Source organism: Brevibacterium sp. W7.2 (genome assembly GCF_018137945.1).
Lineage (GTDB): Bacteria > Actinomycetota > Actinomycetes > Actinomycetales > Brevibacteriaceae > Brevibacterium > Brevibacterium sanguinis.
Map to the genome: position 1 here is coordinate 920,162 of NZ_CP073089.1, position 21,968 is coordinate 942,129.

Annotated in this window: 20 protein-coding genes; 10 read left to right on the plus strand and 10 right to left on the minus strand. The window is 68.7% G+C overall.

Features of this window, described 5'->3' with window-relative positions; translation table 11 throughout:
• Positions 1-195 precede the first annotated feature (195 nt).
• The 4 genes from lhgO to J9315_RS04015 all read left to right on the plus strand — a co-directional run bounded on the left by lhgO (position 196) and on the right by J9315_RS04015 (position 5,260).
• On the plus strand, positions 196-1,410 hold the full coding sequence (gene lhgO / locus J9315_RS04000) for an L-2-hydroxyglutarate oxidase (RefSeq protein WP_198499483.1): 1,215 nt from the start codon (positions 196-198) through the stop codon (positions 1,408-1,410).
• A gap of 119 nt (positions 1,411-1,529) precedes the next feature.
• On the plus strand, positions 1,530-2,522 hold the full coding sequence (galE, locus tag J9315_RS04005) for a UDP-glucose 4-epimerase GalE (RefSeq protein ID WP_198499482.1): 993 nt from the start codon (positions 1,530-1,532) through the stop codon (positions 2,520-2,522).
• Between the two features lie 77 nt (positions 2,523-2,599).
• Complete coding sequence (locus J9315_RS04010) at positions 2,600-3,955, plus strand: sodium:glutamate symporter (RefSeq protein WP_198499481.1); 1,356 nt, start codon at positions 2,600-2,602, stop codon at positions 3,953-3,955.
• 126 nt (positions 3,956-4,081) lie between these two features.
• Positions 4,082-5,260: an FAD-dependent oxidoreductase gene (locus tag J9315_RS04015; protein ID WP_198499480.1), complete on the plus strand. Its 1,179-nt coding sequence runs from the start codon at positions 4,082-4,084 to the stop codon at positions 5,258-5,260.
• On the opposite strand, the gene J9315_RS04020 is transcribed toward J9315_RS04015, so the two are convergent.
• Positions 5,261-6,148: an alpha/beta hydrolase gene (locus J9315_RS04020; protein WP_198499479.1), complete on the minus strand. Its 888-nt coding sequence runs from the start codon at positions 6,146-6,148 to the stop codon at positions 5,261-5,263. It lies immediately after the preceding gene.
• A 54-nt stretch (positions 6,149-6,202) separates the two neighbouring features.
• On the opposite strand from J9315_RS04020, the gene J9315_RS04025 reads away from it, so the two are divergent.
• Together J9315_RS04025 and J9315_RS04030 are read left to right on the plus strand one after the other, a co-directional pair.
• The gene (locus tag J9315_RS04025; protein WP_198499478.1) at positions 6,203-6,598 is read left to right on the plus strand and encodes a MerR family transcriptional regulator; all 396 of its coding nucleotides are present in this window, start codon (positions 6,203-6,205) and stop codon (positions 6,596-6,598) included.
• Between the two features lie 66 nt (positions 6,599-6,664).
• On the plus strand, positions 6,665-8,374 hold the full coding sequence (locus tag J9315_RS04030; protein ID WP_198499477.1) for a formate--tetrahydrofolate ligase: 1,710 nt from the start codon (positions 6,665-6,667) through the stop codon (positions 8,372-8,374).
• 114 nt (positions 8,375-8,488) lie between these two features.
• On the opposite strand, the gene J9315_RS04035 is transcribed toward J9315_RS04030, so the two are convergent.
• The 3 genes from J9315_RS04035 to J9315_RS04045 form a co-directional block, all read right to left on the minus strand.
• Positions 8,489-9,067: an antibiotic biosynthesis monooxygenase gene (locus J9315_RS04035; RefSeq protein ID WP_198499476.1), complete on the minus strand. Its 579-nt coding sequence runs from the start codon at positions 9,065-9,067 to the stop codon at positions 8,489-8,491.
• 70 nt (positions 9,068-9,137) lie between these two features.
• A complete protein-coding gene (locus tag J9315_RS04040) occupies positions 9,138-9,950 on the minus strand; it encodes an NAD(P)-binding domain-containing protein (RefSeq protein ID WP_211978843.1) in 813 nt (270 codons plus the stop codon).
• Positions 9,951-9,967: 17 nt separating this feature from the next.
• A complete protein-coding gene (locus J9315_RS04045; protein ID WP_211978844.1) occupies positions 9,968-11,035 on the minus strand; it encodes a WYL domain-containing protein in 1,068 nt (355 codons plus the stop codon).
• A gap of 107 nt (positions 11,036-11,142) precedes the next feature.
• On the opposite strand from J9315_RS04045, the gene J9315_RS04050 reads away from it, so the two are divergent.
• Positions 11,143-11,544, plus strand: coding sequence for a VOC family protein (locus tag J9315_RS04050; protein ID WP_211978845.1), 402 nt, complete (start codon positions 11,143-11,145; stop codon positions 11,542-11,544).
• Between the two features lie 48 nt (positions 11,545-11,592).
• On the opposite strand, the gene J9315_RS04055 is transcribed toward J9315_RS04050, so the two are convergent.
• The 4 genes from J9315_RS04055 to J9315_RS04070 form a co-directional block, all read right to left on the minus strand.
• Positions 11,593-12,687 (minus strand): YbdK family carboxylate-amine ligase, encoded by a 1,095-nt coding sequence (locus tag J9315_RS04055; RefSeq protein WP_211978846.1) that lies wholly within the window; start codon positions 12,685-12,687, stop codon positions 11,593-11,595.
• Positions 12,688-12,821: 134 nt separating this feature from the next.
• Positions 12,822-13,658 carry a MetQ/NlpA family ABC transporter substrate-binding protein gene (locus J9315_RS04060; RefSeq protein WP_211978847.1) on the minus strand — a complete coding sequence of 279 codons (837 nt, stop codon included), beginning with the start codon at positions 13,656-13,658 and terminating at the stop codon, positions 12,822-12,824.
• Between the two features lie 87 nt (positions 13,659-13,745).
• On the minus strand, positions 13,746-14,420 hold the full coding sequence (locus J9315_RS04065; RefSeq protein WP_249121018.1) for a methionine ABC transporter permease: 675 nt from the start codon (positions 14,418-14,420) through the stop codon (positions 13,746-13,748).
• The gene (locus tag J9315_RS04070; protein WP_211978848.1) at positions 14,417-15,391 is read right to left on the minus strand and encodes a methionine ABC transporter ATP-binding protein; all 975 of its coding nucleotides are present in this window, start codon (positions 15,389-15,391) and stop codon (positions 14,417-14,419) included. The genes J9315_RS04065 and J9315_RS04070 overlap by 4 nt, the downstream gene beginning before the upstream one ends.
• Positions 15,392-15,783: 392 nt before the next feature.
• On the opposite strand from J9315_RS04070, the gene J9315_RS04075 reads away from it, so the two are divergent.
• Complete coding sequence (locus J9315_RS04075; RefSeq protein WP_249121019.1) at positions 15,784-17,034, plus strand: metallophosphoesterase family protein; 1,251 nt, start codon at positions 15,784-15,786, stop codon at positions 17,032-17,034.
• Between the two features lie 121 nt (positions 17,035-17,155).
• Here the strand turns inward: J9315_RS04075 and J9315_RS04080 are convergent, their stop codons facing one another.
• Positions 17,156-17,380, minus strand: coding sequence for a CDGSH iron-sulfur domain-containing protein (locus tag J9315_RS04080; protein WP_198499465.1), 225 nt, complete (start codon positions 17,378-17,380; stop codon positions 17,156-17,158).
• A 5-nt stretch (positions 17,381-17,385) separates the two neighbouring features.
• Positions 17,386-18,483, minus strand: coding sequence for an iron-containing redox enzyme family protein (locus J9315_RS04085; protein ID WP_211978849.1), 1,098 nt, complete (start codon positions 18,481-18,483; stop codon positions 17,386-17,388).
• 266 nt (positions 18,484-18,749) lie between these two features.
• Between J9315_RS04085 and J9315_RS04090 the strand changes: the two genes are divergently transcribed.
• On the plus strand, positions 18,750-20,249 hold the full coding sequence (locus tag J9315_RS04090) for a hypothetical protein (protein WP_211978850.1): 1,500 nt from the start codon (positions 18,750-18,752) through the stop codon (positions 20,247-20,249).
• An 11-nt stretch (positions 20,250-20,260) separates the two neighbouring features.
• Positions 20,261-21,874, plus strand: a complete 1,614-nt coding sequence (locus J9315_RS04095; RefSeq protein ID WP_211978851.1) for a hypothetical protein — start codon at positions 20,261-20,263, stop codon at positions 21,872-21,874.
• Positions 21,875-21,968: the final 94 nt, after the last annotated feature.

A 21,968-nucleotide genomic window follows, 5' to 3' on the forward strand; every position in this document is an offset into this window, starting at 1 on the left:
TCGTGAATGACCCGATGGCATCGCACTCACAGCGAACTTCAGGTGTTATTCAATGAGACTGCGGGAATATGACAGTCATGGAGCCTTCGCGTTACCGGAAACGGTCAACTAGAGTCCGCAGCAGGCCACTGGACAAGACGGCCTCTCACACGACGGGACCATCGGCAGCCGGTCCCCATGTCAAAGGAGCGAAAGATGAGCAAGGTCAGGCGCATCGCCGTCATCGGGGCCGGCATCATCGGAGCGGCGGTCGCCCGCGAGCTCCTCCTGCGAGATGAGTCCGCCGACGTCACCCTCTATGAGAAGGAGGACGGGCCCGCAGTGCACCAGACCGGGCACAACTCCGGTGTCGTCCATGCCGGTCTCTACTACGAGCCGGGCAGCCTCAAAGCGCGTCTGTGCCGCCGCGGCGTCGAGCTCATCCGCGATTTCGCCGCCGCGCACGGTGTCGCCGTCGACGAGTGCGGAAAGGTCGTCGTCGCCACCGACGACGTCGAGGTCGGCCGGCTGCACGCCATCCACGAACGGGCCATCGCCAACGGGGTCCCCGACGTCGTGATGCTCGATCGCGACGGTCTGGCCGAAGTCGAACCGCAGGCCGTCGGTGTGGCCGCGCTCCATTCCCCGCACACGGCGATCATCGACTACCCGGGCCTCACCGACGCGCTCGTCGTCGACTTCCGTCGTCGCGGCGGTCGTGTGCGGTTCTCGACCCCGGTGTCCCGCGTCGAACGCCGAGGCGGACCGGCCGGAGAGCGCGCGATCGTCCACTCGGACAAGGACGCGCTCGAATTCGACGCCGTCATCGCGTGTGCCGGGCTCCAGTCCGATCGCCTCGCCGCCCGGTCCGGAGAGAGCGCACAGCCGTCGGTGGTGCCGTTCTTCGGGCAGTACTTCATCCTCGATCCCGCGTTCGACGCGGTCGTCAACGGGCTCATCTACCCCGTGCCCGACCCGAAGTACCCCTTCCTCGGCGTGCACGTCACGCGCCGCATCGACGGCGGCGTGATGATCGGCCCCAACGCGTTCCTCTCGTTCTCCCGGGAGGGATACTCAGGGCTCGGCCTCAACGTGCGCGATGCGCTGTCGATCGCCGCCGATGCCGGATTCTGGAGATTCGCCGCGGGCAATCTGCCCACCGCTGTCCGGGAGATCGGCGGGGTGCTCTCGACCGAGCGGTTCGTCGCCGAGGCGGCCCGCTACGTGCCGCAGCTGGCCGGGGCGACCGGGCAGCGGGCCACCCGCGGCATCCGCGCCCAGGCGATGAACCGGGACGGCTCGCTCGTCGACGACTTCGTCATCGATCGCGCCGGACCGGCGATGTTCGTCCGCAATGCTCCCTCGCCCGGTGCCACCTCGGCGCTGGCCATCGCCGAGCACCTCGTCGACCGAGCCCTTGCTGACTCCTGAGTAGCGAGCATCCTCACTGGTCAGAGGCGCACTTCGTGTCCCGGCGGTGCCCTCGACTAAGCTTAATCCGGCATCGCCGCGAGATCGAGACCGCGGTGAGGGACGAATGAGGGAGTTTCATGGCTGTACTGGTCACCGGAGGAGCAGGCTACATCGGTTCGCACGTGGTGCGCCTGCTCACCGAACGCGGTGACGACGTCCTCGTCGTCGATGACTTCTCGACGGGAATCGCCGATCGCGTCGCCGGACTGCCCGTCCTCGACCTCGACCTCGCCGCCCCCGACGCCGAGGACCGCCTCGTCGCCGCCATCGACGAGCACGGGATCGACTCGATCATCCACTTCGCGGCGAAGAAGCAGGTCGGCGAATCCGTCGAACAGCCCGTCCACTACTACCGCCAGAACATCGGCGGCCTGACGAACATCCTCGCCGCCGTCGAGCGCACCGGCATCGCCTCCCTCGTCTTCTCCTCCTCCGCCGCCACCTACGGCATGCCCGACGTCGACCTCGTCGCTGAGGACCTCGAGTGCCGGCCGATCAACCCCTACGGGGAGACGAAGCTCATCGGCGAATGGATGATCGACAACGCCATCACCGCGGCGCAGATGCGCGGAGTCCCGTTCAACGCCGTCAAGCTGCGCTACTTCAACGTCGCCGGCGCCGGCTGGCCCGAACTCGCCGACACCGCGGTGATGAACCTCATCCCGATCGTCCTCGGCCGGGTCGCCGCCGGCAAGGCCCCGATCGTCTTCGGCGATGACTACGACACCCCCGACGGCACGTGCATCCGCGACTACGTCCACGTCAAGGACCTCGCCGAGGCCCACATCGCCGCGCTCGACTACATGAAGTCCGGGGACACCTCGGAGACCGTGTTCAACGTCGGCACGGGCACCGGAGCCTCGGTCAAGGAGGTCATCGACACCATCGCCGAGGTGACCGGCCGTGACATCGTCCCGGAGATGGGCGAGCGGCGGGCAGGGGATCCTCCCGCCCTGGTCGCCGACGTCTCCCGGATCTCGGCCCAGCTGAGCTGGAAGGCCGAGTACGGACTCGACGAGATCGTCCGCAGCGCCGTCGCCGCCGCAGGGATGCTGCCCGCGGCCAAGTAATCCGCACCGTGCTCCCAGCGCCGGGTCCCCGGCGCCGGTTCTCGGTGCCGTCCTGACCTGATCAAGGAGACCCCGTCGTGGATCCCACACCCTTCAGCCCGTACGCCCTGCTCATCGACTCGGGCCTCCTCGGCGCGCTGCTCGTCGTCGGCACCATCCTGCGCGCCCGGATCCGCGTCCTGCAGACGATGATGGTCCCGGCCGGAGTGATCGCCGGATTCCTCGGACTGCTCATGGGCCCCAACGGCCTCGGCTGGCTGCCGTTCTCCGACCAGCTGGGCACGTACTCCTCGCTGCTCATCGTCGTCGTCTTCGCGTGCCTGTCGCTGACGAGCGACTTCAACATCTTCAAGATCGGCCGTTCCGTCGCCGGATTCGCCAGCTACGGCGTCCTCATCTATGCGACCCAGACGGCGCTCGGCATGGGGCTCGTCCTCGTCCTCCTCGGCCCCCTCCTCGGCGCTCCCGACTCCGTCGGACTCCTCCTCTTCGCCGGGTGGGCCGGCGGGTTCGGCTCGGCCGCCGCGATCGGCACGGTCTTCACCGAGGCGGGTGACCCGGCGGTGCAGTCGCTGGCCTTCACCGCCGCGACCGTCGGCATGCTCACCGGCATCATCGGCGGCATCATCCAGGCGAAGATCGGCGCCGCGAAGGGCCATGCCAAAGAGTTCGTGGGACTGAGCGAGGTCCCCGCCGAACTGCGCACCGGCGTGCTCGACCACGAGCAGGAGAAGCCGCCCATCGGCACCCACATGTTCTCCGGCAGCGCGATCGAATCCCTGACCTTCCAGGCCGGAATCGTCGCCACCGTCTCCGCTGCCGCGTACGGAGTCAACCTCATCCTCGGCGAGCTCATGCCGTCGGTGACGTTCCCGCTCTTCTCGATCGCGTTCATCGTCGGCCTCATCCTCCGCAGCATCCTCGCGGGCACGAAGACGACGAAGTTCATCGACAAGGAGACGCAGAACTCGATCTCCGGTCTCGCCACCGACGTCCTCATCGTCTGCGGCATCGCCTCGGTCGTCCCGTCCTTCGTCGCCGACCAGTGGCTGTCGCTGCTCATCCTCTTCATCGTCGGACTCGCACTCTGCCTCTTCCTCGGCCTCTGGGTCGCCCCGCGGGTGATGAGCGACGGCTGGTTCGAACGCCAGCTCTTCACGTGGGGGTGGGCGACCGGCGCCGTGGCCACGGGCATCGCCTTGCTGCGCATCGTCGATCCGAAGCTCAACTCCCGCACGCTCGAGGACTTCTCGCTCGCGTACCTCCCGGTCATCCCCGTCGAGGTCGCCGCCGTGACCTTCGCGCCGCTGCTCGTCCTCGGCGGGGCCGCGTGGGCGGTCGTCGGGATCTGGGGTGCGATCGCCGTCGGCGCGCTCGCGGTGGCGCTCTACATCATGGCCGCCAACCGCCGCGAGCTCGTGCCCGTCGGCTGACCGCACCCGCGCTCAACGCTGCGAGGCACTGCCGGATGAACCCATCCCGGCAGTGCCTCGCGGCATCTGGCTGCGACGGCATAGGCTCGGACACGGAACGATGCCGTCGCAGGGGGAGGAGCACCAATGACCGAGCACATCGTCATCGGTGCCGGGCTCGCCGGTGCCGCCGCGGCGTGGGCGCTGACCGCCCGCGGAGAGAACGTCACCGTCGTCGACCGGCTCACGCCGGCGAATGCGCGCGGCAGCTCGCACGGGTCCGCGCGGATCTTCCGCTATGCCTACCCCGAACGCCTCTACGCCGAGCTCGTCGTCCGCGCCCGCGACCTGTGGACGGCCGTCGAGGAGTCCGCGGGCATCGAGCTCATCACCCCCACCGGTGCCCTCGACCACGGGGAGGCCAGGCACACCGCCCAGCTGACCGCTGTCTTCGACGAGCTCGGGATCGACCACGAGGTCCTCGACGCCGAGGCCGCCCGGGCCCGGTGGCCGCAGTTCGCCTTCGACACCGAGGTGCTCTGGCATCCCGACGCCGGGGTCATCGACGCCGAGCGGTCGGTGCGGACGCTGCTCGACCTCGCCGTCGCCACCGGCCGTGCCCGGATCCTCGAGGACTGGACCGCGGCCGCGGTGGACCGGCGGTCGACGGGAAGCCTGCGGGTCACCTCGGCGGGAGAGGACGCCATCGCCGCGGATTCCGTCATCGTCGCGGCAGGCGGGTGGCTGCCGGCGCTGCTGGGGAACCTCGACCTGCCGGCCGGGTTCCTCTCCTCCCTGCCGACGTTCGAGGTGCGCGAGGAACAGGCGTTCCACCTGCCCTACCGCGACACCACCGCCGATGGCCGCCCGGCACAGGCGTGGCCGACGTTCATCCACAAGAGTGCGGAGATCTTCACCTACGGGCTGCCCGGCGGACGCGACGCCGGATTCGCCGGGCAGAAGCTCGCACAGTTCAACGGCGGACGCGTCATCGGCTCCGCCCTCGACCAGGACGGGCAGATCACCGAGACGATGCGGCAGCGGATGATCGCCTACGCACGGGCGCATCTGCCGGGCCTCGTGCCGGAGCCCTTCGCCGAGACGACCTGTCTGTTCACGAACACCCCGAGCGAGGACTTCCTCATCGATTCCGCCGGCGGGGTCACCATCGTCTCCGCGTGCTCGGGGCATGGGGCGAAGTTCGCTCCGCTGCTCGGCGAGTTCGCCGCAGCGCTGGCGACCGGCGGCGGAGTCCGCGACCAGCTCGGCGGGGGCGTGCCCGAGGAGTTCCGCGCCGCCCACCACGCGCATCTGTCCCGGCGGTGATCACACCTGCGTCGAGAGCCACGTGACCACCTCGGCGGCGAAGGCCTCCGGCGCCTCGAGGACAGCGAGATGTCCGACGGTCGGGAACCGTGTGACTTCGGGACCTCCGGGCAGCGCCGCGGCGAGTGCCTCGGCGTGGGCGACGGGGATCCACAGATCGGACTCACCCCACGCGATCCGCACGGGGCACCGCACCTTCGCGAGACGAGCGGCGATCGGGGCTGTGTGCTCGGGTCGCAGTGCCGCGATCTGCCGGTAGAACGCCGACTGACCGGCCGGGGTCGTCCACGGCCGCGCAAGCTCGGTGATCCACTCCCGTGACAGACCGGGGCCGCCCGCTCCTGCGATGTACTCGGTGACCAGGGCCCGATGCAGCGCCGGCGGGAGTGCCGCGAAGACCCCCTGACTCTCCGCGACGAGACGGAAGAACGGCGACCCCCACGGCGACAGGGTGACGATGTCGCTGAGATGGAGCGAGCCGAAGCGGCTGCCCTCGAACAGGTGTGCGCCGAGAGCTGTGGCGCCGCCGATGTCATGGGCGATGACATGGGGCGCGGCGAGGTCCCAGTGGCGCAGGAGGCGGGCGAACCGTGTGCGCTGAGCGACGAGATCGACCGGCGAGGCGGCATTCGCCTCGATCGAAGTGCCGTACCCGGGCATGTCCCACTGGTGCACGCGCCACCGGCTGCTCAGCCGGCGGGCCAGCGGCAGCCACATCCTCGACGACCAGGGCGTGCCGTGGCAGATGACGACATCGCCGAGGCTGTCGCCGCCGGTCGCATCGAGAACGTACGTCCCGATCCGTGCCGTCGACGAGGCGTCGGGACCGCAGGGAATCGGGACGGCGACGCATTCGGGTGCCGGGAACTCTGTGGGTGGGGTGCTCATGCGTCGACGGTAGAACTTCAGGTCGACCTGAAGTCAAGGTGCGATGATGGGGAGATGAGGATCGGAGAGGCCGCCGCGGATCTCGGCGTCGCCGCGCATGTGCTGCGGCATTGGGAGGAGTGCGGTGTCGTCGTGCCCGACCGCACACCCGCCGGACATCGCAGCTACGACGACGAGCACCTCAGCCGGTGTCGGATCGTCATCGCCTGCCAAGGGGTGGGGATGAGCCTCGCGGAGATCCGGCAGGTCCTCCACCGGAGCGCGGTGGGGAGGGCGGCGGTGATCACCGAACGGATCGCTGCCATCCGTCGCCAGACGGTCGCCCTCGAGGCGGCCGAGCGCTTCCTCGTCCACGTCGCCGACTGTCGTCACGACCTCATGACCCGGTGCCCCGACTGCGCCGAGTACGCGGCGACACCGACACACCGGGGCACCGCCTCGGCGCGGTGAGAGCTCGGACGAAATTCATCGGGTGTCAGTGGTCACAAAACGCGCCATGGCAGGCAAGATGGCCCTATGAGCATTGATCTTGACATTGCACTCGCCGCCGAGCTCGATCCCATCGTCGATGTCGCCGCTGACCTCGGTCTCGACCCCAAGGACATCATTCCGTTCGGATGGACGAAGGCGAAGGTGCCCATCGACGTCCTCGACGCAGCCGCCGAGTCGGCGACGAACGGCGCGCTCATCCTCGTCACCGCGATGAGCCCGACCCCGGCCGGGGAGGGCAAGACGACAACGAGCATCGGCCTCACCGACGGGCTCAACGAGCTCGCGAAGACGAACCCGGAGATCGGGAAGGCCGTGCTGGCGCTGCGGGAGCCGAGCATGGGCCCGGTCTTCGGCATGAAGGGCGGGGCCGCCGGCGGCGGGTACGCGCAGGTCGTGCCGATGGAGGACATCAACCTCCACTTCACCGGCGACTTCGCGGCGATCGCGGCGGCGAACAACCTCGCCGCGACGATGCTCGACAACCACATCCACCACGGCAACGACCTCGACATCGATCCGCGCCGCATCCACATCCGCCGGGTCGTCGACCTCAACGATCGGGCTCTGCGCAACGTCACGATCGGCCTCGGCGGCCTCAATGGAGGAGTGCCGCGGGAGGATCACTTCGACATCGTCGTCGCCTCGGAGGTCATGGCGGTGTTCTGCCTGGCCACCTCGGTGGCGGACCTCAAGGAACGGCTGGGGCGCATCGTCGTCGCCCACACCCGCGACCGTCAGCCGGTCACCGTCGCCGACCTCGGTGCCGCGGGGGCGATGACCGCGCTGCTGCGCAATGCGCTCTCCCCGAACCTCGTCCAGAGCCTCGAGCACTCGCCCGCGTTCATCCACGGCGGACCGTTCGCCAACATCGCCCACGGCTGCAACAGCCTGCTCGCGACGAAGGCGGCGATGACGCTCGGCGACTGGGTCGTCACCGAGGCCGGATTCGGCGCCGACCTCGGCGCTGAGAAGTTCCTCGACATCAAATGCCGGGCCGCCGGCATCTGGCCCTCCGCAGTCGTCGTCGTCGCCACTCTCCGGGCGCTCAAGTACCACGGCGGCATCGACGTGGGCGACGTCGAGACCCCGAACACCGAGGCGGTTCTGGCGGGGATGAGCAATCTCGAACTCCACTGCTCGAACCTCCGCGACATCTTCGGTCTCACCCCGGTCGTGTGCTTCAACCGGTTCCCTTCGGACACCGACGAGGAGATGGCCGCCGCGATCGACCATCTCGACTCGCTCGGCATCGCGGCGGTGGAATCGACGCACTGGGCCGACGGCGGCAAGGGTGCCGTGCCGCTGGCCGAAGCGGTCGTCGCCGCCGTCGAGAACGCCGGGGACGGGGACGCGGCGGCCCGTGCGCAGTACAGCTACGACCTCGACCAGCCGCTCGAGGACAAGATCCGCGCGATCGCCCAGCGCATCTACGGCGCCGCCGACGTCGAGATCCCCGCGAAGGTCAAGCGGAAGCTGAAGCAGTTCACCGACGAAGGCTACGGCGATGCGCCGATCTGCGTGGCGAAGACCCAGTACTCGCTGAGCACGGACCCGAGCCTGCGCGGCGCCCCGGAGGGCCACATCATCGAGGTCCGGGACGTGCGCCTGTCCGCCGGGGCCGGGTTCGTCGTCGTCATCGCCGGCGACATCATGACGATGCCCGGACTGCCGAAGGAACCGTCCGCGCTGAAGATCGACGTCACCGAGGACGGGAACATCACCGGTCTGTTCTGAGGCGCGGTGCCTGGATTCTGCGCCACGTCCAGGGTGGATTCTCAGCCGATTCCGCCATGAATGCGGCTCACATCCGCCGTCGGATCGGTGCGCATCGACTCGGGGGTGCGCGGACTACCGCTGGCGCTTGGGCCTGCGCGGCTTCTGGAGCCACGGGCGCAGCAGACGCGTGCTCACCGGCAGGAAGATGTACGTCATCAGCGGGGTGAGCAGGCAGATGTTGAGCAGCACGGCGAGCACCGGCGGCCACGCCGACAGGTGGGGCAGCAGCAGGTAGGTCGAGAGCAGGCTGAGCGGGAAGAACGGCAGGAAGATGCTCACCGCCTGCTTCCACCGCGGTGGGACGACCGTTTCGGGAATGGTCAGCGCCGTCTCGCCCTGCGGTTCGAACCAGCCTTCGATGCCCGTGCGGTGTTCGACCTTCGTGTCCTCGATGAGTTCGGCGCCGCTGTCGATCCACCACTTGCGGTCATCGGACTCGTCCCAGGCGCGCAGCGACTTCGCATCGGCGAACCGGTAGAGGACGTGCCATTCGTTCGAGTCCGGTGCGGTCCGCACCCACCCGGATCCGAGGTAGCCGGGACGTTCGCGGGCGAGCTCCTGTCCGGCCTGCACCCATGCGTTGAAACGGCGGTGGTGTGCGGGCTGGACGGTGCGGGTGATCGCGACGGTGATGGCAGACGGCTGAGGCATGATTGCGATAATAGGGATCACCGAGGCGGCCCCGGCCGTGCGGGGTGCGTGTGCCCTGACACAGTCCGGCTCAGGGTCGCGGGGCGCCTGTCACCCGGGCGAACACAGCGTCGAGGGCGGCTGAGAGGCGCTGCCGGTTGCCTTCGTCCATCCACTCGCTGCGCACCTGCGCGTTGAGTCCGCCGGGCGTCTCGTGGGCGGCGACGAGATCGGCGATCGGGGTGTCGGTGTCGGCGAGCGTCGTGCCGAGGCCGACGAACTGACCGCGGACGACCGCCTCGGCGTCGGTCCTGCCCCAGCCCTGGGCGATGAGCCATTCGGTGATCGTCTCGAGGTAGGCGAAGTGCGCGGACATCGTCGCCGTCGTCGCCGACAGCGTGCTGAACATCGCTTCGGTCTCGGCGACCACCGTGCCGCCGAGGCGATCGAAGAGCGCTTCGACGGGCGCGTGCCCCGGGTGGACGGCTGTGATTCCGCGGCGTTCGCGGACCGCCGGCAGCGGGATGACACGCACGACCCGTGGGCGGTGGGGGAGCAGAGCCTCGAGGGCGGCGACCGAGACTCCGGCGACGGCACTGACGAGGGTCGTCGCCTCGGGAACGTCGAGCTCGGTGAGGACCTCATCGACCTGCTGGGGAAGGACGGCGAGGAGAACGGGGTCGCTGCGGTCGATGACCTCCTGGTTGGTCGCGGCGACCTCGACGTGAGGATAGGCCGCGGCGAGTCGAGCCGAGCGCTCCGCTCCGCGCGGGGAGAGGACGATGGCGGGTGCGTCCGCGGTCAGGGCCTGTGCTGTCCGCGCCTGCGCTGACTGTGTGCAGAGTCCGTCGACGATCGCCGAGGCGATCTCCCCGACTCCGATGATGCCGAGCGTCGTGCCCATGCTTGGTCCTCCTCCGGTCAGCGGTGACGTCTCCTGCATTGTGTCATCGCCGGGGCGGAGTCGCCGTAGCGAGTGACGAGTTCGGTGCCGATGCGGGCGAGTTCCGCGCGCACCGCGGGTGGGCCGACGACCTCGATCGTCGACCCCCACCCCGCGAGCTGTTCGGCCAGTGCCGCCGTGAGGTTGGCCCCCACCTCGGCGATGGCCGTGTCCTCATCGGTGGAGATCACGGTGATCTGCCGTCCGAACTGGTGCATGAGGATCGGCAGCACCCAGCGGGGACATCGCACCCGCGCCGTCACTGCCGATCGCAGGGCTTCGACCTCGTCGACGTGAGCCGTCCAGAAATCGACGAGATCGATCTGTCGGTGGAGGTCCTCAGCCGGGCCGGACCGTGACGGTGCCTCTGGCCCGACGGTGACATCAGCGTCGGTGACGGCATCGATCCGGTCGACGGCGAAGGTGCGCACCGTGGCCTCCCATCCCGGTCCGTGGGCGGGCGCCTCGGTGGTGACCTCGTGGGCGACGAGGTACCAGACTCCGGCCTTGGCGACGAGGCCGACGGGACAGATGGTCACCGTGCGTCCGCGGCCGTCCCTGGAGCGATAGCGCATGCGCAGGTGGGTGCGCGACAGCAGCGCAGAGCGGAGCTCGCCGAGGCGTCCGCTCATGTCCGCGGAATCGTCACCCTTACTCGCACGCCCCCACGGGGAGTGGTCGTAGTGGACGGTCGTGGCGAGGATCTCGGCCTCTGCCCGCTGGCTCTCCGGGAGGGCGCGGAGGAGCTTGCGGGTGGCGAGGCGCGTCTGCGGGGAGGCGAGGCCTGCGGTGCCGAGCATCCAGAACAGGGCATGGGCCTCGGGGGAGCGCAGGCCCGTGAGGTCGGTGCGGGCCCCGCCGAGCAGCTGCCACCCGCCGCCGCGACCGGGCTGAACGCTCACCGGAACTCCGGCCGCCGAGAGTGCCTCGAGGTCTCGTCGCGCGGTGGCCACGGAGATCTCGAGCTCGGCCGCCACCTCGGCGGCGGTGACCTTCCCCCGTCTCTGGAGGAGGAGAAGCAGGGCGAGAAGTCGATCTGCGCGCATAGGACAAGTATGCGCCTAAAAGTGATCATAACGTGAGCACTTTGCCTGGAAGAGTTGCTCCCAACGGCAGCCATCGGGGGTGCCGCCGAACCGCACAAGGAGCCGACATGAGCACTCTCAGAGGACTGACGACCATGGTGCTGACCGCCGACGACGTCGAGGAGGCCGCCGCCTGGTACTCCGGGGTCCTCGGCATCGCGCCGTACTTCCGGCAGCCGCCCGACGGCGACCCCGCCTACATCGAGTTCCGCATCGGCCCCGACGAGGACGAACTCGGGATCATGAGCAGAAGCTATGCTCCCGACGGCACCCCGACAGGCAGCAGTTCGGTGACGTACTGGTTCGTCGATGACGTCGCGGCGGTGCTCGCTGACCTCGTCGCGTGCGGGGCGACGGTCCATGCGCCCGTGACCCCGCGGGGTGAGGAGTTCGTCACCGCCTCGGTGACCGACCCCTTCGGCAACGTGCTCGGACTCATGCACAGTCCCCACTGGCTCGCCCGGCACTGAGGAGCCCGCCTCGATTCACCGCCGGTCAGCGGGAACCAGGCGCCGGGGTCAGGAGTGAGGCTCGCGCGACGTCATCTGCTCGCCGGCGAAGGCGAGGAGCCCCGACACGCCTCCGCGCGCCAAGGCGTCCCGCTGCCGGTGAGCACCGGTCCCGGCGTCCAGCAGGCGGCGGACGCCGGCGCGCACGCGTTCGTCATCGCCGTGGGCCGCCAGGGTCGGCTGCGCCCGGTCGACCGCGGCCCACACCGCGGCGGCCGCGGGCACTGACCTCTGCACGTCGGCATCCATGAGGGTCCCTGCGGTGCCGAACCGCGCGGCCTGCCAGTGGGCGACGTCGAGCAGGGCAGTCGGGATCGCTTCGGCCACCGGGTCCTCGATCTCGACCTCGACGAGGGAGCGGATGAGGAGCGCGAGGGTGAGCGCATCGTCGGCGCTCAGCTGCACATCGCAGGTCCTGATCTCCACGGTGCCGTGCCGCGGTGACAGGCGCGCCAGCCAGCCCACCATGGCCTCCTCGCCGATCACGTCGGTGCGCCGGAGCGCTGCGATGTGGGAGTCGTAGTCGGCGGCGTCGGCGAAGTGGGGAGGAGTGCCGTTGACGACCCAGCGGCGGTAGTGGATCGATCGCCAGCTGGCGAAGCCGCTGTCGACGCCTCGCCACACCGGAGAGTTCGCGCTCAGGGCGGTGAGCACCGGCAGCCACCGGCGAATCCCATTGAGCGCGCGCACGCCGGTCTCCTGGTCGGGGACACCGACATGGACGTGCATGCCGTTGATGAGCTGTTCCGCGGCGATCGCCGGGGCCAGCGCCGTCATCTCCCGATAGCGCTCGCCGTCGCTGATCGCCGCAGGCACCTCCGCGAGCTGAGGCGCGGTGCCCAGCGCCGCGGCACTCAGCCCCAGCCGGTCGGCTGCGGCCGTGAGCGCCTCGCGGAAGCCGATGAGTGCGTCGAACCCCTCCGCGGCGGTGCGCAGCACGGGGGACGCATACTCGACCTGGCAGGCGAGCCACTCGGTGGTGATCTGCCCACCGGTCGGCGGGATCGCCGTCAATGCCCTCAGCTGCTCGCTCGTCGGGGCAGCGGGCAGCAGAGTGGCGCGGTCGACGAGGAGGTACTCCTCCTCGATGCCGAAAGCGGACAACTGACCTCCTCGGTGCCCTCATGCGCGTGTGCTGCCCGCGTCGTCTCCCGCCAGTAGGTCATCCGGCGGGGCCGTCTGTCAAGCTCCCGCACCCGCCCGGCAGCGGCGGGTGCGGGTCAGCGGACCGCAGGTGATCAGAAGCTCGGGAGGACCGATCCGTCCGCCCACTTCTCCTCGATGAACTGCTTGACCTCGGGGGAGTGGAGCAGGTCGTTGAGCTTGGTGATGTTCTCGTCGTCCTTGTTCTCCGTGCGGGCGGCGAGGAAGTTGCCGTAGGGGTTGTTCTCCGCCGATTCGAGGAGGATTCCGTCCTCGGCGGGGCTGAGACCGGCCTCGAGGGCGTTGTTGCCGTTGATGACCGAGGCGTCGACGTCCTGGAGGGTCCGTGCCAGCTGCGCGGCATCGGCCTCGACGAACTCGATGTTCTTCGGGTTGTCGCGCACATCGGAGAGCTTCGCGCTGACCGCGTCGACCCCGTCGTTGAGGGTGATGAGCTGGGCCTCTTCGAGCATCTTCAGGGCTCGACCCTGGTTCGCGGGATCGTTGTTGATGCCGATCTTCGCGCCGTCGGGCAGATCGTTGACGTCCTCGACCGTGTTCGAGAACAGGGCGAAGGGCTCGAGGTTGATCGGTTCGAAGCCGGTGATCTCATACCCCTGGCCCGCGATCTCGGAGTCGAGGTACGGCTTGTGCTGGAAGTAGTTCGCGTCGATGTCGCCGTCGGCGAGCGCCTTGTTCGGCAGCGTGTAGTCGGTGTACTCCTTGACCTCGATGTCGAGGCCGGCATCGGCGGCGAGGTTCTCGTCGACGAATCGGAGGATGTCGCCCTGCGGCACCGGGGTCGCCCCGACGGTGAGCGTCGTGACGTCCCCGTCCTGCTGGCCGACGGTGTCGGTCCCGCCGCCCATGAGCCCGCAGCCCGAGAGCAGCAGGGACGCGGATGCGGCGACGGCGATGAGCTTGGTCTTCATGATTCTCCTGGATGTGTGTCGTGTGCTGGTGAAGGTCGGTGGGGCCGGGACCGCTCGGGCCCCGGCTGAGGTGGTGCCGGTGGTGCCTCAGCGGTGGTCGACGAGGCGGGCGATGCGGTCCCCGACGAACTGGATGAGGGCGACGATGACGACGAGGACGATGATGCACGCGATCATCGTGTCCGACTGGTAGCGCTGGTATCCGTAGGAGATCGCCAGCGCGCCGAGCCCGCCTCCGCCGACGGCTCCGGCCATCGCCGTGTACGACACGAGCGTCACCGAGGTGACCGTGGCCGCACCGATGAGACCGGGCAGCGCTTCGGGGATGAAGACCTGCCGGATCACCTGGCCGTTCGAGGCTCCCATCATCAGGGCCGCCTCGACCTTGCCGTCGGAGACCTCCCGCAGGGCGTTCTCGACGAGGCGGGCGTAGAACGGGATCGCCCCGACGGTGAGCGCCACGACCGTGGCCTGCCAGCCGAGAGCGGTGCCGACCATGAACCGCGTGAACGGGATGAGCGCGATCATGAGGATGATGAACGGGATCGACCGGGTGATGTCGACGATGAGCGAGAGCACCCGGTAGACGATCGGGTGCGGACTCAGCCCGCCCTTCGACGTCGTGAACAGCCAGATCCCCAGCGGCAGGCCGAAGAGGACCGCGAGGCCCGTCGACCACACGGTCATGAGCAGGGTCTCGATCGTCGCCGGCCACATCTGGTCGGTGATCGCGGGATTGTCGAACCACATCGGATCGTTCACTGGGCTGCCACCTCCTCGGCGTGGATGCCCTCGGAGGCGAAGGCGATGACGAGCTCCCTGGCCTGCGCGGCGCTCGCCACGGAGAAGCGGATGCGGCCGACCTGACGGTTCTCGACGGTCTCGACGGCACCGGCGAGGATCGCCTCGGCGTCGAGGCCGACGGTGCCCGCACTGCGGAGCACGGCCGGCAGGGTCGTGCCGGCAAGCGCCACCTCGACGATGCCGGCGTCACCGTCGCCGAGTCCGACCGGGGGCAGGGGGACGAGATCCTTGGCCAGGGTCGAACCGGGCTCGGAGATCACCTCGGCGAGCTTCCCGGTCTTCGCGACCCGACCGTCGGCGAGCAGCGTCACGGAGTCGCAGATCTCGCGGACGACGGACATCTCGTGGGTGATGATGAGGACGGTGATGCCCAGCCGGTCGCGCAGGGAGCGGATGAGGCCGAGGATCTGCTCGGTCGTCGAGGCGTCGAGGGCCGAGGTGGGTTCGTCGCAGAGGAGGACCTTGGGTTCGGCGGCGAGCGCCCGGGCGATGCCGACGCGCTGGCGCTGTCCGCCGGAGAGCTGCGCGGGATAGTTGTCGACACGGTCGCCCAGGCCGACGAACTCGAGGAGTTCGCGGGCCTTCGCGTGACGATCGGCCTTGCCGACTCCGGCGATCTGGAGCGGATGGGCGACGTTGTCGAGCGCCGTGCGCGAGTCGAGGAGGTTGACGTGCTGGAAGACCATCCCGATGTTCCGCCGTGCCCGGCGCAGCCCGCTGCCGGTCTGCTGGGTCAGGTCGGTGCCGTCGATGGACACGGTCCCCGAGGTGGGGCGGTCGAGCCCGGTGAGGCAGCGGATGAGGGTCGACTTTCCGGCGCCGGAGCGTCCGACGATGCCGTGGATCTCGCCTGCGGGGACGCTGAGGTCGATCTCCTCGAGCGCGACGGTGTCTCCGAACACCTTCCGCAGGCCGCGCAGTTCGATCACAGGCTCAACTCCTCGTTGTCGTCTCCGGCTCCCCGGCTCGGTGGAGCGGCAGGGGTCCGGAGTGCTTCATGGTTCATGGGGGTGCTCAGTGCTCATGAGCGCAGGACCCGGCCGTGGCCGGATCTCGTCGTCGGCCCGCCGCCTGCGACGGTGGGGCAGGGGCGGGCAGTTCAGCATGTCAAATTGTCCGACTCCCGAGGGGACCCCCAGGACATAAAACGTCGCATTGGCCGGCCAACGTGACGAACGCCTCAGTGAACAGATGGGGTCGTGATTTCGTCGGCGAGAGTTACCCCGCGGTTCAGACGTGGGTCATTGTCCGTCCATAGCGTGTCTGCCCGTGGCCTCCCGCGGACCCGTGCGGAGGCGAAGACTTCTCAGAGAGGTGGACGATGAACGACGAGAACCCCCACAGCGCCGAGGCGGCCGGACACGGCGGACGCAGCGGCTGGAACCGGCGCGGCATGCTCCAGGCCGCCGGTGCCACGGCCCTCGGTGCCGGACTGGCCGGCCTCGGGGCGATGCCCGCGGCCGCGAAGCCCGGCAAGTCCAACGGCAAGGGTGCGGGGAACTCGGCGCAGGAGGGAATCGTGCGCAAGGAGCTGAAGTTCTCCTCCTCCGGGGCGTTCACGATCGTCCAGTTCAACGACACGCAGGACTCGCACCGGACCGACGTGCGCACCACCGAACTCCAGAACGCTGTGCTCGACGATGTGAAGCCGAACTTCGTCGTCATCAACGGTGACGTCATCAACGGCGGACCCGGATCGGTGACGGAGGTCAAGCAGGCGATCAACAACGTCGTCCTGCCGATGGAGCAGCGGAAGATCCCGTGGGCGCTGACCTTCGGCAACCACGATGAGGACAGCACCGGCAAGACCGGCTTCGACGAAGCCGACATGATCGCCTTCATCGACCAGTACGAGTACAACCTCAACACGACCGGTGCCGACGTCACCGGCACCTCGAACCAGGTCGTCACGGTCGCGGCCTCGAACGGCAACGCCGACGCGTTCGCGATCTGGCTCCTCGACTCCGGTCGCTACGCGCCCAAGGAGATCGCCGGGCAGAACTTCGACGGCTACCCCGACTGGGACTGGCTGCGCTACGACCAGGTCGAATGGTACGCGGAGACCTCCCGGGGACTGGAGAAGAAGGCCAAGCGCAAGGTGCCGGGCCTCGTGTTCCAGCACATCGCCCTTCACGAGCACCGGGCGATGTGGTTCTCGAGCATCGACTCGCGCACCGCCGGCGACCACGAGCGCGCCGTGAAGAAGCACAGCATCGTCGGGGAGCGCAACGAGGCCGAATGCCCGGGACCGTTCAACTTGGGGATGTTCAACGCGATGCTCGGCCGCGGCGACGTCCGCGGGCTCTTCGTCGGTCACGATCACATCAACAGCTACAGCGGCAACTACTACGGCATCGAACTCGGCTACTCGCCGGGCACCGGCTTCCAGCCCTACGGTCTGCCCGGGGCGGAGAAGAACCGGATGCGCGGTGCCCGCGTGTTCACCCTCGACGAGGGGGCCGAGGGCGTCTACACGGGGTCGGAGATCAAGTTCGCCCGTGACTACGGCATCGACACGAGCTCGGGCAACCAGCCGGGCGAGCCCGCGGAGTTCCCCTCCTACGTGAAGTGAGCTGACCCCGTGAGCTGGCGGGACTGCGCCGTCGCCGATGAGGCGGCGTGTTCGCGGTCCCGCCTTCGCCGTCAGCTCCTGGCCCGGTCCCTCCCGGCAGAGGTGCCGCCTCGGCCCTGCGTCACTCGGGTGGCGGGGGAGCCGGTGCCCGGAAGCCCACGAGGCGGTGGCTGCCATCGCAGAGGGGCGGGATTCCGCTCTTGCCGCAGCGGCACAGGGCGACGACTCCGCGGTCGGTCACGGTGTCCTCGCGACCGGGCCCGGCGAGGATCTCAAAGCTGCCGCGCACGAGGAGCGGACCGTCGGGGCAGGGGGTGATGGTCGCTGCGGGTTCGCTGTCGTCCACGGGAGTCACCCTTTCTCAGGCGCCGTCGGTGTCCGGAGAGAGGTGCGGTCGTTCTGCCAGCTCTCGAGCATGTGGGCTCCCGTCAGATCGTCGAGGTGGAGGCAGGCCCGCGCCCCGAAGAGGATGTCGGCGATGAGGCTCGGATCGTCGTCGGCGGCACCGCCGGCGAGGTCTCTGCCGGCGATCTGCTCGTGCACGGCGTCGGCTTCGACATGTTCGTCGAAGTACTCCGTGACGTCCGCGCCGCACCCGTGCCGACTGAACGCGCGCGAGTAGAGCCGGTTGGGAATCGACGAGGTCATCTCGAACGCTGCGAGATGACCGATGGTCGCTCCCCGCAGGCGCCGGTTGAGCCCGAAGAGGTTCATCGCGTTGAAGGCCGCGAGAGTGAGTGCGGGAACCTCGTCGAGGTAGTGGTCGGGTTCATCGCTGAGGCCGTAGCCGCGCATCGTGCGGGCGAAGATCTCCGCGTGGACCCGGTCGGGGGAGCCGCCGCCGTACTCGTCGGCCTGGATCTCGACGAGTGCTGCCTTGGCGCGTCCCCGCAGGCGAGGGATCGCCCACGAATGGGCGTCGGCCTCCCGGAGCGTGTAGATCGATTTGTGGATGAGTAACTCCCGCAGCTGTTCTGCGGTCGCATGACGCGACGCCCAGGTCGCCAGCGTCGGCTGCGTGACCTCGGCAGTCATCGCGAAGAGGACCTCTGAGACTTCCTCTCCGCTGTTCGGCAACGGGTCCGCCGTGGCGGTGCGCTCTCGCAGGGCGGCTTCGAAGGGCTCCTCGACGCTCCGGCGCAGCGCGATCAGACGCGGATCCCACTCGAAGTCCCCGCGGACGAAGGGGGCGGGTCCGATGTGGAGCAGGTGGAGGAGGAACAGCGACAGCTGGAGGTCCTCGTCGCCGACGATGTCCGGCGTCTCCCGCAGCGCCACCGTGGCCGCTTCGTCAAGGCGCTGCCACAGCGGGGCGGCTTCCTCGCTCTCCTCGTGGGCGAGCACTGCGAGCAGCGCCGCACTCAGCGGCCCTCGCGGTTCGGGGACGCCTCCTGGCAGTGTTGTCGCCGCAGTTGGGTCTGCTGCCGGCTCGATGGGGGTGGTCGTCATCTCTGCTCCCGTCTCTCCCGCGCGGTTTCGTCTCGTCTCAGGGTGCAATCTTCCTTGTTCGATGAAATAGCACGCCAGGCGATCGGTCAAGTGCCATCGCGCCGCGCAGAGGTCGGACCGCCTCGGCGAGTTTCGTCACAGACGAGCACGGGATCGCCAGGTGGGCGCCGTGATGGGCCGGGCCGGCGGCGCCGATGGGATAGAGTCGATGAGGTTGTTTTTCTGCGCGCGGTGACCCGGGCGCTGATTCCTCGAAGGACCTGCTCATGCCCTCGCCCGAAATCCTCTCTGCTCCGACGCACGTCGATTCGACGACGCGTCCTGACTATCGGTCGACCCGGGCGCGGATCCACCTTGCGCTGCTCATCGTCGTCACCGGTCTGCTCGCCATCGGCACCTCCGTGGTCTTCGCACCGGGCGGAATGAACCCGGACACCCGATGGCAGCTGCTTCAGGTCCTCGGCAACGAGCCGCTCTCGGACTGGCATCCGGCGATCATGACGATCACCTGGATGTGGCTGGCGGAGCTGACCGGGCACGCCTCGGCGGTGCTCTACGTCCAGGTGCTGCTCATGTTCGTCACCGGGTTCGGGTTCGCCCTCTACCTCTTCGATGTCACCCGGTCGCGGGCCTGGTCCTGGGTCGGTCTGCTCTTCCTCCTCGCCCCGCACCTCTTCACGTACATCGGCGTGCTGTGGAAGGACACGCAGATGGCGGAGATGTTCTTCGCTGCCGTCGTCTGCGCGCTGCTCGCGCAGCGGTTCAAGCGTCTGCGGTGGATTCTGCTCATCATCGGTCTCCTTGCCCTGACGTATGGGACCGCGGTGCGCAAGAACGCGTTCTTCGCCGTGCTGCCGCTCATCTATCTGCTCTCCTTCTCCGTCTTCGCGATCCGCTCCGCGCGTCCGCGGACGACGTGGCGGAAGCGGCTGCTCTCCCCGGCGTTCGCGGCGACGACGGCTGCGGTGCTCGTCCTCGTCCTCGGGTCGGGGGCGATCCTCAACGCGATCTATCAGCCGCTCAAGACCCACCAGGTGTCCCAGGTGATGCTCGACGACGTCGTCTTCACGGTGCCCGGCTCGGAGCTGAGGACCACCGAGATGGACCCGCAGCTGCGGGAGAACCTCCTGGCCGCCCAGAAGGTCTGCCGGGAGAAGGACGCCTATGAGGACTCCTACTGGCGCTGCTACGGGCGCGGGGCCGACGGGATCTACACCGCGATCGAACATGTCGACGAGCTGCAGGACCTGTGGATGCGGACGGTGCTCACGCGACCCGACCGCTACCTCCTCTACCGCACGCAGACCTTCTCCCATCTCCTCTTCGACAACTACACCGACTGGGACGGCACGACGGTCGAGAACGACCTGGGCTGGGAGACGAAGTACAAACAGGCCAACGATGCCGCGGAGACCTACGTCGAGAAGTTCGGGGCGCGGGATCTCTCGTGGCTGTTCACCGGGTGGTTCTGGCTGCTGGCCGCGGTGCTCGGCCTCGTCTGCCTCCGTCATGTCCGGCGCCTCGAGGCCTCATCCGGTCTCGCCCACCTGACGACGACGGTGACAACCCTGAGTCTGTCCTCGCTCATCTACATCGTCGGGTACTTCCCGATCGTGCCGGCCAACCACTTCCGCTACATCTACTGGCCCGCGCTGGCGATGAGCATGGCCGCCATCATGCTCGCCGCCGCCGGCTCGCTGGCGTGGAAGGCGAAGCGCCGATCCGAGCCGGGTGCCGGAGCCGACCCGGCTGAGCCAACCCCCTGAAGGATCCCCACATGCACTCTGCCGACCACCCGACGTCCGACCGGCCTGCCGCGGCGCTGCGACCCGACTACCGCTCTGCCTCGGCCCGGATCCATCTGGCTGTCCTCGGCATCGTCGCGCTCGTGCTCGCGATCGGCACCAGTCTCGCCTTCGCGCCGGGCGGCATGTATGCGGACACGCGCTGGCAGCTGCATCAGGTGCTCGGCAACGAACAGCTCTCGGATTGGCATCCGGCGATCATGACGATCACGTGGACGTGGCTGTTCGACCTCACCGGACACGCCTCGGCGATCCTCTACGCCCAGGTGTTCCTCATGTTCGGCATCGGCCTGGGCTTCGCGCTCTACCTCTACGACGTCACGCGGTCCCGTGCCTGGTCGTTTGCGGGGTTGGGATTCCTGCTGCTGCCGAACATCTTCACCTACATCGGTGTGCTGTGGAAGGACACGCAGATGGCGGAGGCGTTCTTCGCCGCCGTCGTCTGCGCGCTGCTCGCGCAGCGGTTCAGGCGCCTGCGCTGGCTGCTCCTGGCTGTCGGTCTTGTGGCGCTGACTTACGGCACCGCGGTGCGCAAGAACGCGTTCTTCGCCGTGCTGCCGCTCATCTGGCTGCTGGCGTTCTCGACGTGGACGATCTGGTCGGCCCGGATCGCGCGCTCGTCGCAGCGCGCCGAGGCGGAGGCGACGGCGACCTCGGGACCGTCTCCGGCTGTCGCAGAGGTGGCCGCCGCCGAGTCCGGACAGCGCGCCGAGGCGGGGCGGCCGCTGTGGAGGCGGATCCTCGCTCTGCCGTTCGTCGTCCTCACGGGAGCGGTGCTCGTCCTCGTCATCGGTTCGGGGGCGATCCTCAATGCGGTGTATCAGCCGCTCAAGACGCATCAGGTGTCACAGGTGATGCTCGACGACGTCCTCTTCACCATTCCGGCTGCCGAGCTCAAGACCCTCGACACCGACCCGGATCTGCGGGACCGGCTCGTCACCGCGCAGGCCAAGTGCCGTGAGGCGGGGTCGTACGAGGACGCGTACTGGCGCTGCTACGGGCAGGGGGCCGACGGCATCTACACGGCCATCGACCACACCGAGGAGCTCCAGGACGTCTGGCTGTCCGAGGTCGTCACCCGTCCCGATCGCTACCTCATCTATCGCACGCAGACGTTCTCGCATTTCCTCTTCGACAACTACGCCGAGTGGGGCGGAACGATCGTGGAGAACCCGATGGGCTGGGAGGTGAAGTACAAGCAGCTCAACGATGCCGCGCAGACCTATGTCGAGAAGTTCGGCATGGAGGACCTGCCGTGGCTGTTCACCGGCTGGTTCTGGACGCTGCTGTCCGTCGTCGCCCTTGTCGCCCACCGGCGGATTCGCCGCCTGGGGGAGGCCGCTGGCTGGGGGCACCTGTCGACGGCGGTGACGGCGATGAGCCTGTCGACGCTGATCTACGTCGTCGGCTACTTCCCGATCGTGCCGGCCAACCACTACCGGTACGTCTACTGGCCGGCCATGGTGATGACGATGTGCGCGATCATGATCGCTGCCGCCGCACAGATGGCGTGGAGGGCGAAGCGTCGGAGGACCGTGAAGGTCGACGCAGGCGCCGAGGCGGGGCGAGGGAACGACGACGTCTGACGGCCCGTGAGGTGAGGCGGCCGAGGCAAGCGGTCGTCCGAGAGCAGAGAACGCCCCTTCCTGATGGACGGGGCGTTCTGTGATGCGGGGGCTG